This is a genomic window from Massilia frigida, from assembly GCF_011682175.1.
GTDB lineage: Bacteria > Pseudomonadota > Gammaproteobacteria > Burkholderiales > Burkholderiaceae_D > Telluria_A > Telluria_A frigida.
Genome location: NZ_WHJG01000033.1, coordinates 20,546 through 34,545, shown reverse-complemented (window position 1 = coordinate 34,545; position 14,000 = coordinate 20,546). Strand labels below are relative to the sequence as shown.

Here is a 14,000-nt window from a genome sequence, read left to right as displayed (position 1 = left end):
GTCAGGCTCCCTTCTGCGACAGTTTCAGGCCGCGCGCCAGGTCTTCGATCAGGTCATCGACGTTCTCCAGCCCGATCGACAGGCGCATCGTGCCTTCCTTGATGCCGGACGCCGCCAGTTGTTCGGTCGGTACCCGGAAGTGGGTGGTCGACGCCGGATGGATCACCAGCGACTTGGCGTCGCCCACGTTGGCCAGGTGCGAGAAGATCTTGAGCGCGTCCACAAAGCGCCGCCCGGCGGCGCGGTCGCCTTTGAGGCTGAACGAGAACACCGCGCCGCAGCCCTTGGGCAGCAGGCGTTTGGCCAGCGCATAATCGGGATGCGATTCCAGTTCCGGATACGACACCGACTCCACCGCCGGATTGGACAGCAGGAATTCGACCACCTTGCGCGTGTTGGCCACGTGGCGGTCCATGCGCAGGCTGAGCGTCTCGATCCCTTGCAGCACGGCGAAGGCATTGTGGGGGCTCATCACCGCGCCGAAATCGCGCAAGCCCTCGCGCCGCGCGCGCAGCGAAAACGGCGCCACGGTCGATTCCTCGGCGAACACCATGCCGTGAAAGCCCTCGTACGGCTCGCACAATTCGGCGAAGCGCCCGGTCTTGTCGTAGGCGGCTTGCCAGTCGAAGGTGCCGCCGTCGACCAGCAGGCCGCCGATGGCGGTGCCGTGCCCGCACAGGAACTTGGTGGCCGAGTGGAATACCAGGTCGGCGCCATGGTCGAAGGGGCGCAGCAGGTAAGGCGTGGTGAAGGTCGAATCCATCATCAGCGGCAGATGGTGGTCGTGCGCGATGGCCGAGACGGTGGCGATATCGAGCACGTCCAGCCCCGGATTGCCCAGCGTTTCGGCAAACAGCACCTTGGTGTTGGGACGGATCGCGGCGCGCCAGGCGTCGGCGTCGCGCGGGTCCACGAAGGTGGTCTCGATGCCGAAGCGCTTGAGCGTGTAGGCCAGCAGGTTTTGCGAGCCGCCGTACAGCGCGCGCGAAGCGACGATGTGCGAACCGGCGCCGGCGATCGTCACCAGCCCCAGATGCATGGCGGCCTGGCCGCTGGCGGTGGCGATGCCGGCCACGCCGCCTTCGAGCGCGGCGATGCGTTCTTCGAGCACCGCGTTGGTCGGGTTCGAGATGCGCGAGTACACGTGGCCGGCGCGTTCCATATTGAACAGCGACGCCGCGTGGTCCGAGTCCTTGAACGCGAACGAGGAAGTGAAATAGACAGGCGTGGCGCGGGCGCCGGTGGCCGGGTCGGGCGCAGCGCCGGCGTGCAGCGACAGGGTGTCGAAGCCGGGGTATTGAGGTCCGCTCATGGTGGGCTCATCAGTTAGAAAAAGGATGGGCCGAATCGTAGCACGCATGCGTTGCACAAAAGCGTGGTTTGCTCGCTAAAATGGTGCAATGACCAATCGGGCCCTTTCTCCAGGGGCCTGATTATTCGCAATGCTGGATTTTTTGCCAAGCTTACGCTACAGTCGGAGCTAGGGCTTATAAAAGACATCCACTTATAACCTCACATGACAAGGCGGCCACCATGAAAGTCTCAGAAATCCTTCAAGTGAAGGGTAACATCCTGTACACAGCAACGCCCGAGATGCTGCTCGTGGACGCGGTCAACACCATGGCCGAAAAGGACATCGGTTCGCTGGTGGTCATGGAGTTCGGCGACCTGGTCGGCATGCTGACCTTCCGCGAAGTCATCAAGGTGCTGCACAAGAACGGCGGCTCGGTCGGCGCGGGCACGGTGCGCAAGCACATGGACGATCATCCGATCACCGTCACCCCGGACACCGAGGTCAACGAAGTACGCCGCATGATGCTCGAAAAGCACGCGCGCTACCTGCCGGTGATGAACGCGAAAACCCTGCTCGGCGTCATTTCGTTCTACGACGTCGCGCGCGCCGTGCTCGAAGCGCAGAGCTTCGAGAATCGCATGCTCAAGGCCTACATCCGCGACTGGCCGGCCGAAGCCGTTCAGGAAGACTGATTTGAGCGTGGCCCCGGGCGCGGCGCGCCGCTTCAAGCAGGTCGACGTGTTCACCAAGGTCGCGTTCAAGGGCAATCCACTGGCCGTCGTGCTCGATGCCGACGGCCTGTCCGACGCCGACATGCAAGCCATGGCGCGCTGGACCAACCTGTCCGAAACCACCTTCGTACTGACCGCGCGCGATGCGCAGGCCGACTACCGCGTCCGCATCTTCTCTCCCGATACCGAGTTTCCCTTCGCCGGCCATCCCACTTTGGGCACGGCGCACGCCCTGCTCGAAGCGGGCCTGGTGCCGCGCCGCGCCGCCACCTTGGTGCAGGAGTGCGGGGTGGGGCTGGTGCCGATCGAGATCGGCGCCGATGGCACCTTGGCGTTTCGCGCGCCTGCGGCCACCCTGGCGCCGCTCGAGCATCAGCACCAGCCCTTGCTGGCGCGGGTCTTGCCAGGCGCCGTGCCCGATGCGGTGTGCACGCCGCTCGTCGTCACCATGGGCATCGCGTGGCTGGTCGTGCGTTTGGCGAGCGCGCAAGCCTGTCTCGATGCGCGCATCGACGGCGCCGCGTTGCAGGAAATGACCCGCCTGGGCGTGACCGGCGTGGCGATCTACGGCCCGCATGACGCCGACGGGCCGGCCGATTACGAGGTCAGGGCGCTGTTTACCAAGCACGGATCGCTGGTCGAAGACCCGGTTACCGGCAGCGCCAATGCCTGCATCGCGAGGGTGCTGCAGGCGCAGGGCTTTCCCGGCGGCGGCCAGACCAGCCGTGCTTACACTGCGCGCCAGGGCACCTGTTTGCAATGCGACGGCCGCATCGCGGTTACCTACGTCGATGGCGAACCGTGGATCGGCGGCCAGTCGATCACGGTGATCGATGGCGTCGTGCGCGTTTAAGTGATATGAAATCGCGACTTTCACACGACACTAACCCTGCGCGCCGCGGCCGACGGCGGTCGCTTCAGTAATAGCGGCGTGCCGGAGGGTGCCAACAAGACCCGGTACTGGCGCTACGACCACCGCAACAATGCCGATCGCCTGGTGTATGAAGATCCTGCGCGGGGCGGCCGAATTCCTGATTTTCGCCGGACAGCCGGTATCCCGCCATCAGCGCGAGCGACGACATGGGCCGGGACAGTGCCAGCGCTGCGCGCATCTTCCAGTCTGGCACCGCAACCAAGCCGGAAGCCGGGAAGTGTGAAAAATTTGTAACAGGCCATCGCCCGCGCGGCAGGCACTGGTATATTCCGGTGTCCGACAATCTTGCTATAAATTTAAGGCTAATCCATGAACAAATTCGCCGCAGGTATGGTGATGGCGGCTACGCTGGCGTCACCGCTATTGGCCCACGCACAGGTTCGCGCTGAAGGTAGCCTGAGCAATTTCTCGTACACCTTGATCGACTTGTTGCCCAACGATGGCATTGCCCCGTCGCTCAGCATCGTCACCCCACAGGGTTATGCCGGTGGCGCCTCGGTGTTCGGCTCTCTCAGCCAGTCTGACTCCGTCGAGCCATGGTTTGACGACGCGCGTAGCCAATTCACAGCGCCTTATGACCGCGACCTCGCCGTTGGCCTCGCCACGTCAGTCGGCACGGCAAGGGCGAGCTTGACTGGTACTGATTTTCATTCATTGCAATTGCACACCGTGGCGTCGACGGCCGGCACCCCTGCTGCAAGCCGCCACGCGAAAGGGCAAAGCGGTTTGAACATCACCGAGTTTGTGCTCTCGCCGGGTACCCGGGTGTCGTTTTTCGCAGACTTTACCGGAAGCGCCTTGATCACGCCAGAAGGCGAGGCACATCAGGCATTTCGGGACTATGCGGAAATCCAGGCTCGGGTGTCTTTAAACGCCAATATACAAAACCGGCCGGGTGAATATGTATATGTATCAAATTTCATCAATCGGGAAGCATGGAACGGCCATCCAGGTGAAAGCCCTGCCAGTGAGCGCTTCTCGCTTACGCTCGACAACAAATCGGCGTTTTCAGCCGATCTGAGTCTGAAGTACGACTTGCACGCGACTGTGCAAGCTCTGAAGGCCACCGAGGTGCCGCCAACTCCTGTGCCTGAGCCGGCCACCACGGCCATGCTGCTTGCCGGACTGGCGCTGGTCGCCGGTGCCGTGCGGCGCCGACGCAAGATCGTGGGCAAGGACTGATCGGCAGACGGCGCCGCGATGGGCGCGTCCTGACGGTGGACGCGCCTCCCCGAGTCCTGCACTGGCTTGCCGCATTCCGTGTAGAACACGCTCATTATTCACTCAGGATTTTTATGAACACCATTGTTAACACGCTGGCATTGACCGCAGCGCTCGCTGTCCCGCTGTCCGCCAGCGCGCAAGTGAGCGCACAAGGCACATTGACCAATTTTTCGTATGCGCTGGTAGACCTGCTGCCCAACGACGGCATCGCGCCTTCGCTCTCGATCGTCAAGCCGCGCAGTACCAGCTACCCTGGCACGCGGGCCGGCGGCGATATCATCGAAACCGGATTACGTGCCACGCGCAACATGAACCAGGACAGGACGAGCGCGCTGTATAGCCGCGATGTCGATGGCAGCCTGTCCACCCGCCAGGGGACCGTGGTCTCTACCATCAGCGGAAACAATTTCCAGAGCCTGGACTTGGGTGCGGCCGCGTCGACCACGGGCACTGTCGGCTATAGCCGGTCGGCGACCGCATCGAATTTCATGTACATCGAAGAATTCGTCCTCTCGCCTGGTACGCAGATCACGTTCTTTGCCGACGCGAGTGGCAGTGTGGCAACGTCACTGCCACGTACAAATGTGCTGAGGGAAAATTCAACCCTCAAGGCCAGCATGGGCTTCGAAAGCGCCGCGCCCGACTGGTACCCGACTACGACGACGCACTTCGAGTTGACTGCGCCGACCTGGAGTAGCGACCCGAATTTGCCGTTCTCGCAGTCGGCAAGCGAGCGTTTGTCGATCATGTTCGAGAACACCAAATCGACCACGCAGAACCTGAAGCTGTCGATCAGCTTGTGGGCCGAAGCGCAATCGCGCGATACGACGCCATCGACCAGCCCGGTGCCGGAACCGGCAACCTATGGGATGCTCCTTGGTGGTTTGGCGCTGGTCGCCGGCGCGGCCCGCCGCAAGCGGGTTCGCTGAGGATTCTGCATGCCGGCGCGTGCCGGCATCGTTACATGTGCTCAGCGGCCAAGGCCGAGATGGCGAGATGGTGAAGTTCTTACAGCGCAAGCGCTTTGACTGTCCTTACGGCCGCCGTCGCCTTGCGTAGTGGGAGATCGAGGTGCTCAGCCCGGGTCGTTCGACTCGGCCAGCGCCGCGTGCGCGGGCGTGAGCTGGTCGCTTGAACTGATCAGGGTCGCCCGGCCGGTGTCGAGCATCGCCTGCGCGCCCAGGTGCAGTTTTTCGATCAGCTCCCGGTTGTCCGCATTGGGCTTGGGCCGCAGCGCGCTCCAGCCATTGCGGCCATTCGCCTTGACCCAGTACAGCGCGGCGTCGGCCAGTTCCACCAGGTGTTCCCAGCTCACGCCCTTGGCGTCGTCCAGATACAGGCCGCTCTCGGCCAGCCCCACCGAACAGGTGAGCGATACCTCGATGCCGTCGCCCAGGTCGAACACATGGTTGGCGACCGCGCGCCGGATACGCTCGCCCAGCACCGGTACGAACTGGCGCGTGCCGGGCCGGCACACCAGCAGGAATTCTTCGCCGCCCCAGCGCACGATGTAGTCGCCCACCCGCACCTGGGCGCGCAGCACGTCCGACACCTGCTGCAGCACCCGGTCGCCCGCCTTGTGGCCATAGGTGTCGTTGATGCGCTTGAAGTGGTCGATGTCGACCAGCGCGAACAGCAGCGTGTTGTCGCCGGAGCCGGTGCGCTTGTTTTCGCGCTCGTAGAAGGCCAGGTCGGCCGGGATCTGGTTGCTCAGGTAGCGCCGGTTGTGCAGCCCCGTGAGCGGGTCGGTCTGGCTGGCCAGTTCCAGCGCGCGGTTGGCCACGTGCAACTGCTCGGTGCGCTCGGCCACCTGCTGCTCCAGCGCGGCGCGCTGTCTTTCATGCGCACTGCGCTGCAGGCGGAAACCGGCGTACACGGTGCCGCCCAAACAGGCCAGCAGCAGGCCGTAAAACCAGCTGGTCTCGTAGAAATGCGGCGCGATGATAAAGTCCAGGCGCGCCGGCAGCTTGCTCCAGACGTCGGCGTTGTTGCTGGCCTTGACCTCGAACTTGTAGGAGCCGGGCGGCAGGTTGGTGTAGTTGACCGCGCGCGGCGCGCCCGCCTGCAGTTCGCGCCAGTCCTTGTCGTAGCCATGCAGGCGGTAGCGCAGCACCACGCTGGCCGGGTCCTGGAAGCTCAGGGCGGTGAATTCGAAGGCCAGGTCGCGCGCATCTTCGCGCATGCGCAGGGCGCCGACCTGGCCCTGGCGGATGTCGCGCCAGGTGTCGAGCACGCGCACCCGTTCGATCACGGCCGTTGGCGGCGTCATGTTCCTGGTCAGGCCCATGGTGTCGAGCGTGACCACGCCATCGCGGCTGGGCAGCCACAGCGTGCCCGCCGGGTCCATGAAGCCCTTGGACGTGCCGGCGCCGTTGCAGCAGAAACCCTGTTCGCCGCTGCGCCGGTCGCCGCGCTCGTTGAGGATCATTTCGCCGGCGGCGGTCCTGGCCTGGCCGTTCTGGACCCGGCGCATGTCGGCCAGCGGGGCGCGCAGGATGCCGCGCAGGCCGGCCGACCACAGATAGCCGGCCGCATCTTCCGCGAGGAAGAAGGGCGCGTTCGGCGGCAAACCCTCGGCGCCGCCGAACTTGTGCCAGCGGCGGCCGTTGAACAGGTAGATTTCCTCGGTCAGCGTGCCGAGCACCAGCGCGCCGTCGCGCAGCTCGGTGATGGCGGTGATGTCCATCCCCGGCCGCAAGCCGCTGTCGGGGCCAATCTGCTCCATGCGCTCGCCGCGCAGTTGGTACAAGCCGTCCTGGGTGGTCACCAGGATGCGCCCGTCCTTGAGTTCGCGCACCTGGCGCGCGCGCACGTCGCGCAGGCCTTCGTCCTTGCCGAATTTGCTTAGCGCGGCGCCGGCCAGCCGGAACACGCCTTCGCTGGTCGGGAACCACAGCGTGCCGGCGCGGTCGCGCACGATGCCGTTGATTTGCGCCGCGGCCATCGGCGCGAACAGGGCGGGCGTCTCGACTTTTCCGCCGCGCCACAGCGCCAGCCCGCGCCGCGTGCCGATCCAGATGCGGTCGGCGTCGGCCAGCAGGTTGTAGGCATGCGGATGCGGCAGCTGGCTGCCCGACAGCACCTGGCGGAAGCGCCCGTCTTTGTACACGCTCAAGCCATCGCGGGTGCCGACCCAGGTGCGCCCGTCGGGCGCGCGCGTCAAGGACCAGACGATCGGTTCGGTCAAGCCTTCCGCCGCCGCCAGGCGCCGGGTCGAGCCGTTCCACAGGCGCACCAGGCCCTGCCACTGGCTGCCCAGCCACAGGTTGCGCTCGCGGTCTTCAAAGGCGCTCAGCACGCCCTTGAAGGCGGCCGGGTTCTGGTCGGAGATGATTTCGGTAGTCTTGCCGTCGCGGATGCGCGCCATGCCGGCGTTGCTGGCAACCCACAGGTTGCGGTCGCTGTCCTGATACAGCATGGTAGTCGGCGAATTTTGCAAGATGGGTTCGGTGCCCGCCGCTTCCAGCACGCCGCCGGTGCGCGCAAACAGGCCGACGCTGGTGCCGGCCCAGATTTTGCCTTGCGCCTCGGCCAGCCGCGTGACCACACCATGGCGCAGGCCGGCCGGCAACGGAATCCGTTCGGTCTGTTTGCCGCTGCTGTGAAAGATGCCGCCGGTGCCGCCGATCCAGGTCCCGTCGGCGCTCTTGAGCAGGGCGGTGGCCGGCGCCGGGCTGCCGGGACGATGTACCAGCTTGCCGCCCTCGTAATCGAACACGCCGCTGGTGGTGGCCACCAGCAGCCGGCCCTGGTCTTCGGCCATGGCGTAGATGTCGAGCATGGGAAACTGGGTCGCATCGGCCGCGGGGATGGCGCGGAACACGCCGTTTTCGTAGACGGTCAGGCCCTTGTAGGTGCCGATCCAGACGCGCCCGGCGCTGTCGGCCATCAGGCTGCGGATCCAGACACCGGCCATGCCAGGCTGGTTCTCGGGCGAATAGGTAGTGAAGCGCACGCCGTCGAAGCGCGCCAGGCCATTCTGGGTGGCGACCCAGATGTAACCCTGCTGATCCTGGGTGATGGCTTGCACGCTGATCTGCGGCAAGCCGTTCTGGATCGACCAGCTGGTGCGCACGAAGTGGTGGAAGGCTTTGTCGGGGTCAAGCGCCAACGCCGGCCCGCTCAGGGCGAGACAGGCCAGCCAGAGCAGCGCGCAGCAGCACCAGGCGCGCCGCGCCAGGCTTGGGCTGCAGCGCGACGTGTCGATCCTCATGCATTCATTCAAGTTGGCGCCCCATCCAGTGCAAAGCATGGGATCGATATTACGTGAACGCAGGCGCGCACGGGACGTTTACAGATGACGGAATGGGTGCTGTTGCCGACGTGCAACGATTGCTTGCTACTAGGATACTTCGGGGTGCTCGCGCACACCTTCACCGTCGCCCCCGCGCAGGCGGGGGGCCAAGTTCGTACCGAAGCCAGTGGCATATCTAAATACTTGGGCTCCCGCCTGCGCGGGGGCGACGGTCGGGGGAGCGTGTGCGCTCAGGCCGCCGTTTTCAGCGTCCTGGCCTGCTGCCAGAATGCCTGGAACGCCTCGCCACTGCTAAATGCGCGGCGCGGCAGCAAAAACACGGTATTCCCCTTCAGCCGGAACAGGATATATCCCGACAGCCGGCCCACCGAAGCGACCGCGGCCCACGGCTGCATGCTGTCCTGCTTGCCCGCGCGCAGCTCCAGCCCGGCGTCGGTAAGCGCATAGTGGTGCCGCCCCAGCATGGGGTGGCCGGCATCGAGCTTGAGCAGCATGGTCGCGATATTGATCGTCAGGGCCGACAGCCCCCCGCCCAGCGCGCCCCCGAGCGCCGCCGCCGCCGCCACGCCCAGCGAGTACAGATTGCCCGGCGTGCGCGTGACCAGCACCAGCACAAAGATCGCCAGCGCCAGCACGCCCATGAAAATCCAGTTGCCCTTGAGGCGAGGAATCATCGCCAGCGACACCAGGAACACATCGCGTTTGGTGATATCGACCGTCACCTGCATCATGCAGGGCGCGGCAGGGCTTCGTCGTTGAGCCACTCGTACAGCGCCGTGGTGGCCATCGGACGGGCGAACAGGAAACCCTGCGCCAGCGGGCAGCCGAGCGACTGCAGGATTTCGGCCTGGCGCTCATCCTCGACCCCTTCGGCGATCACCGACAAGCCCAGGTTGCGCCCGAGCTGGATGACCATTTCGGCAATGCTGCTGCCGCGCGCCGAATGGGTGATTTCGGTGACGAAGGCGCGGTCGATCTTGAGCCGGTCCACCTGCAAGCGCTGCAAATACGAGAGCGATGAAAAACCGGTCCCGAAGTCGTCGATCGCGATCGACACGCCGGTGTGCTTGATCTGGGCCAGCATCTTGATCAGCAGGTCCGGCTCTTCCATCGCCATCGATTCGGTGATTTCGAGTTCGACAAATTCCGGCGGCGCCCCGGTTTCTTCCAGCGCCGAGCGCAGCATGTCGAGGAAGTAGGGATGGCGGAACTGCACCTGCGAGACGTTGACCGACATGGTGAACTGGCGGTGCCCCGCTTCGCGCAGGCGCACCAGTTCATGGCAGGCGCTGCGCAGCACCCATTCGCCGATATCGATGATCAGGCCCGAATACTCGGCGATGGGAATGAAGCGGTCCGGCGAAATATAGGTGCCGTCGGCAGTCTGCCAGCGCAGCAGCGCCTCGGCGCCCACCGGGCAGCGCGCCACCAGGTCCATCTGCGGCTGGTAGACGACGAACAGTTCGCCCTTGGCAAAGCCGGTGCGCAGCGCGTGCATCATGCGCACCCGTTCGCGGATTTCGACCCCCATGCTGCGCGAAAAATAGAAGTGGCCGGCGCGCTGCTGGCTCTTGGCGCGCTTCAAGGCGATGTCGGCATCCTTGAGCGCATCGGCGCCGCTGCCGTCGTGTTCCGACAGCCGCACCAGGCCCAGGGTGGCCGACAGCTGCACATCCTGGCCGTCGATCGAGAAGGGGGTCTCGAACAGCTCCAGGATGCGCACCGGATTGACCGCCTCGGCGTCGCCCAGCACGCTGAAAATATCGCCGCCGATGCGCGCCACCGTCAATTGCTGGCCGAGGCGCTGCTGCAGGCGGGTGGCCACGGCGACCAGCAGCATGTCGCCGAACTGGTGGCCGAGCGCGTCGTTGGTTTCGGCGAAGTGGTCGAGATCGACCAGCGACAGGGTGGCGTCGTTGCGCGCCGGTCCGGCCATGGTGGCGTCGAGGATTTCGACCAGGCGGGTGCGGTTGGGCAGCTTGGACAGCTGGTCGTAGAAGGCGGCGTTGTGCAGATGCGTCACCAGTTCGACGTTATCGAGGCCGACGGCGACATTGCTGCAAAAGACTTCGAGCAGGCGCTGGTCAATCTCGCCGAGCACGCGGCCGGGGGCCAGGTAGGCGACGAAATCGCGGCTCGATTTCCCCGCGAAGAACAGGGTGACGATGCTTGGTTCGTAGATGTTGCGGCGCTGGGCCAGGGTGCGTTCCATGGCCGTGGCGACGGCGGCATCTTCGACTGCGGTCAGCTTGCCGGTGCCAAGCCGGCGGTAGGCGCCAGCGGTGGCGATGATGTGCAGCTCGCGGCAACGCCCGTCCGGGCACTCCTGCACGCACAGCACGCCGTTCGGCTCCACGTCCAGGATCTCGGCGATCTGGGCCAGCACGCCGGCGGCGAAGTTTTGCACGCCGTGCAGGGCCATCAGCTCGGTGCTGGCGCGTACCACCAGGTCCAGGCCGCGCCGGTTGGCGCTGATCGCGCGGATTTGCTGGTACGAGCGGATTGCCGCCGTCACCGTCGTAAACAGCTTGATGCGGGTCAGTTCGGACTTGGTCTTGTAGTCGTTGATGTCGAAATCGCGGATGGCGTCGATTTCGGGCGCGTAGCCGGGCTGCCCGGTGCGCAGGATGATGCGCACGTCGGCCAGCTTGAGCGTTTCGCGGATGTAGCGCACCAGGTGCAGGCCGGCGTCGTCCTGTTCCATCACCACGTCGAGCAGGATGACGGCGATGTCGTGTTCGTGCTTGAGCATTTCGCGCGCCTGGCCGGCCGAGTAGGCGTGCACGAATTCGAGCGGCCGCTGTTGCATGTCCAGGTTGCCGAGGGCGAAGGTGGTGGTCGAGTGCACGTCTTCGTCATCGTCGATGATCATCACGCGCCAAACGCCGTTCCCACCCCCGGCTGCCGGTAGCGCGGGATGTTCCTCCAAAAATACCAGATCGTCGTGGTCGTCCTCAAGGTCGTCCAAGGGCGTGCTCGATGGGGGCATGTGTCGCTTCTCCAGGCGTTTCTCGGTAAAGACGCGTCGCCAGTATACGTCCAATAGTTACAGTAACGCATATTCATGCAGATAGGGCGACACAGATTGCGGAACTGCCACTGATTTCCAACAGCATGCCACGAATTCCGCCTGCTGTATGTATTAACCATGAGAAAAAGAAATTGCACAACGGATCGGGCGAATTGGCAAAATGTCCAGCCGCCTGGCGTGGTTGGCGTGGAACTACTTGGCCGGCGCCGCCAGCAAAAGCGCGCGGACTGGTAGAATTGGCTTTTCCGCCACTCACTTTCCTATCATGTCCGGCAATTCTTTTGGCAAGCTGTTTACCGTTACAACGTTTGGCGAATCGCACGGACCGGCCATCGGCTGCGTGATCGATGGCTGCCCGCCGGGCCTGGTGTTGTCCGAAGCCGACATCCAGCCCGACCTCGACCGCCGCAAACCGGGCACCTCGCGCCACGTCACCCAGCGCCAGGAAGCCGATACGGTCGAGATCCTGTCCGGTGTGTACGAAGGCAAGACCACCGGCACGCCGATCATGCTGATCATCCGCAACCAGGACCAGCGCAGCAAGGATTACGGCAATATCGTCGAGAGCTTCCGGCCCGGCCACGCCGACTACACCTACTGGCACAAATACGGCGTACGCGATCCGCGCGGCGGCGGACGTTCCTCGGCGCGCCTGACCGCCCCCGTGGTGGGCGCGGCGGCGATCGCCAAGAAATGGCTGCACGAGCAGTACGGCACCGTCTTCATGGGCTGCATGGGCCAGCTGGGCGACATTCCCGTGCCCTTCGAGGCCTGGGAACACGTGCCGAACAACCCCTTCTTTGCCGCCAGCGGCGACGCCGACCTGATCGCGCGCATGGAAACGGCCATGGATGAACTGCGGCGCGACGGCGACTCGATCGGCGCGCGCATCGACGTGGTGGCCAAAAACGTGCCGGTGGGCCTGGGCCAGCCGATCTACGACAAGCTCGATGCCGACATCGCCTACGCCATGATGGGCATTAACGCGGTCAAGGGCGTGGAAATCGGCGCCGGGTTCCGCTCGGTGGCCCAGCGCGGCTCGGAGCATGGCGATGAACTGACCCTGGAAGGCTTTGTCGGCAACAACGCCGGCGGCGTGTTGGGCGGCATTTCGACCGGCCAGGATATTACGGTGTCGATTGCGATCAAGCCGACATCGTCGATCCGCACGCCGCGCCGTTCGATCGACAAGGCCGGCAATCCGGTCATGGTCGAGACGTTCGGCCGGCACGACCCCTGCGTCGGCATCCGCGCCACGCCGATCGCCGAAGCCATGCTGGCCCTGGTGCTGATCGACCACGCGCTGATGCACCGCGCCCAGTGCGGCGATGTGCGGGTCGATACGCCGAAAATTGCCTGACGCCGGAGCGGGGCGCGCGTCCCCGCAACTTCTTCCCTATTCGCTGTTCCTGTTTGCGTATTACGCGCAGGTCGGCGCCTTTGCCATCTACGCGACGCTGTTCTTCGCCGCGCGCGGCATGAGCGCGCCCCAGATCGGCGTGCTGATGTCGCTGATCCAGGTCATGCGCATCATCGGCCCCAACCTGTGGGGCGCTCTGGCCGACCACAGTGGCCAGCGCGTGCGCGTGCTGCGCCTGACCAGCGCCGGCGCGCTGCTGGCCTTTTGCGGCATGTTCTTCGCCCAATCCTATGCCCAGTTCATCGCCGTGATGGTGGTGTACAACCTGTTTTCGAGCGCGCAGGCGCCGCTGGCCGAGGCCTTGCTACTGGCGGCATTGCGCGGCGACGCCAGCAACTACGGGCGGGTGCGCATGTGGGGTTCGGTCGGTTTCATCGTGGCGGTACTGGCCGCCGGCTGGCTGCTCGACTGGCTGGGCGTGAACGCCTTGCCGGCGATCGCGCTGTTCCTGCTGGTGTGCGTCGGCGCCTCGGGCCTGCTGATAGTGCAGGCGCCCGCTGTGCCCCATGCGGAAGCAGCGCCGGGCTTGTGGAGCGTGCTGCGGCGGCGCGAGGTGATCGCGTTTTTCGTCTCGGCCGCGCTGATGGCGGGCGTGCACATGTCGCTCAATGCCTTTTATTCCCTGTACCTGGAGCAGGCCGGCTACAGCAAGCCGGTGATCGGCGCCATGTGGGCGCTGGGAGTGGTGGCCGAGGTGGCCTTTTTCTATTTCCAGGCGCCGCTGCTGCGCCGCTTCGGTGCGCAGCGCGTCATGATGTGCGCCTTCGCGGTGGCTGCCGTGCGCTTTCCGCTGGTCGGCGCGGCCGGCCAACTGCTGGTGGTGCTGGCGCTGGCGCAGCTGCTGCACGCGGTGACCTTTGCCGCGCACCTTTCAAGCTCGGTGATGGTCATGCAGCGCTGGTTCGCAGGTCCGTTGCAGGCGCGCGGCCAGGCGCTGTACATGAGCCTTGCGTATGGCATCGGCGGCACCGCCGGGGGCTTGGCGATGTCGCTGTGCTGGGACCGCATTGGCCCGCCGGCCGTGTTTTATCTGGCCGGCGCGCTGGCGCTGGGGGCTGCCGCCAGCGCCGCGCTGTCGTTTCGCTGGCAGCGCGCGCAGCATGTCGGCTGA

At 65.1% G+C, this 14,000-nt stretch carries 10 protein-coding genes; 6 read left to right on the top strand and 4 right to left on the bottom strand.

Annotation, left to right across the window (positions count from 1 at the left end; genetic code table 11):
* Window position 1: 1 nt before the first annotated feature.
* The gene (locus tag F2P44_RS25190; RefSeq protein WP_167090496.1) at window positions 2–1,312 is read right to left on the bottom strand and encodes an O-acetylhomoserine aminocarboxypropyltransferase; all 1,311 of its coding nucleotides are present in this window, start codon (window positions 1,310–1,312) and stop codon (window positions 2–4) included.
* Between the two features lie 221 nt (window positions 1,313–1,533).
* Between F2P44_RS25190 and F2P44_RS25185 the strand changes: the two genes are divergently transcribed.
* From F2P44_RS25185 to F2P44_RS35785, 4 genes are all read left to right on the top strand, one after another.
* Window positions 1,534–1,986: a CBS domain-containing protein gene (locus F2P44_RS25185; RefSeq protein ID WP_054267929.1), complete on the top strand. Its 453-nt coding sequence runs from the start codon at window positions 1,534–1,536 to the stop codon at window positions 1,984–1,986.
* A 1-nt stretch (window position 1,987) separates the two neighbouring features.
* The gene (locus F2P44_RS25180; RefSeq protein ID WP_187363422.1) at window positions 1,988–2,878 is read left to right on the top strand and encodes a PhzF family phenazine biosynthesis protein; all 891 of its coding nucleotides are present in this window, start codon (window positions 1,988–1,990) and stop codon (window positions 2,876–2,878) included.
* Between the two features lie 390 nt (window positions 2,879–3,268).
* Window positions 3,269–4,141 (top strand): PEP-CTERM sorting domain-containing protein, encoded by an 873-nt coding sequence (locus F2P44_RS25175; RefSeq protein ID WP_229423744.1) that lies wholly within the window; start codon window positions 3,269–3,271, stop codon window positions 4,139–4,141.
* A 113-nt stretch (window positions 4,142–4,254) separates the two neighbouring features.
* Window positions 4,255–5,112 (top strand): PEP-CTERM sorting domain-containing protein, encoded by an 858-nt coding sequence (locus tag F2P44_RS35785; RefSeq protein ID WP_229423743.1) that lies wholly within the window; start codon window positions 4,255–4,257, stop codon window positions 5,110–5,112.
* A gap of 146 nt (window positions 5,113–5,258) precedes the next feature.
* Here F2P44_RS35785 and F2P44_RS25165 read toward each other — a convergent pair whose 3' ends face one another.
* The 3 genes from F2P44_RS25165 to F2P44_RS25155 all read right to left on the bottom strand — a co-directional run bounded on the left by F2P44_RS25165 (window position 5,259) and on the right by F2P44_RS25155 (window position 11,427).
* Window positions 5,259–8,396, bottom strand: coding sequence for a ligand-binding sensor domain-containing diguanylate cyclase (locus F2P44_RS25165; protein ID WP_167090494.1), 3,138 nt, complete (start codon window positions 8,394–8,396; stop codon window positions 5,259–5,261).
* A gap of 272 nt (window positions 8,397–8,668) precedes the next feature.
* Entirely contained in the window at window positions 8,669–9,169 is a 501-nt protein-coding gene (locus F2P44_RS25160; protein ID WP_167090492.1) for a YcxB family protein, read from the bottom strand.
* On the bottom strand, window positions 9,166–11,427 hold the full coding sequence (locus F2P44_RS25155; protein ID WP_167090490.1) for a putative bifunctional diguanylate cyclase/phosphodiesterase: 2,262 nt from the start codon (window positions 11,425–11,427) through the stop codon (window positions 9,166–9,168). The genes F2P44_RS25160 and F2P44_RS25155 overlap by 4 nt, the downstream gene beginning before the upstream one ends.
* Before the next feature lie 307 nt (window positions 11,428–11,734).
* Between F2P44_RS25155 and aroC the strand changes: the two genes are divergently transcribed.
* Both aroC and F2P44_RS25145 read left to right on the top strand, forming a co-directional pair.
* Entirely contained in the window at window positions 11,735–12,829 is a 1,095-nt protein-coding gene (gene aroC, locus F2P44_RS25150; RefSeq protein ID WP_167090488.1) for a chorismate synthase, read from the top strand.
* Window positions 12,822–14,000, top strand: coding sequence for an MFS transporter (locus F2P44_RS25145; RefSeq protein ID WP_229423742.1), 1,179 nt, complete (start codon window positions 12,822–12,824; stop codon window positions 13,998–14,000). The genes aroC and F2P44_RS25145 overlap by 8 nt, the downstream gene beginning before the upstream one ends.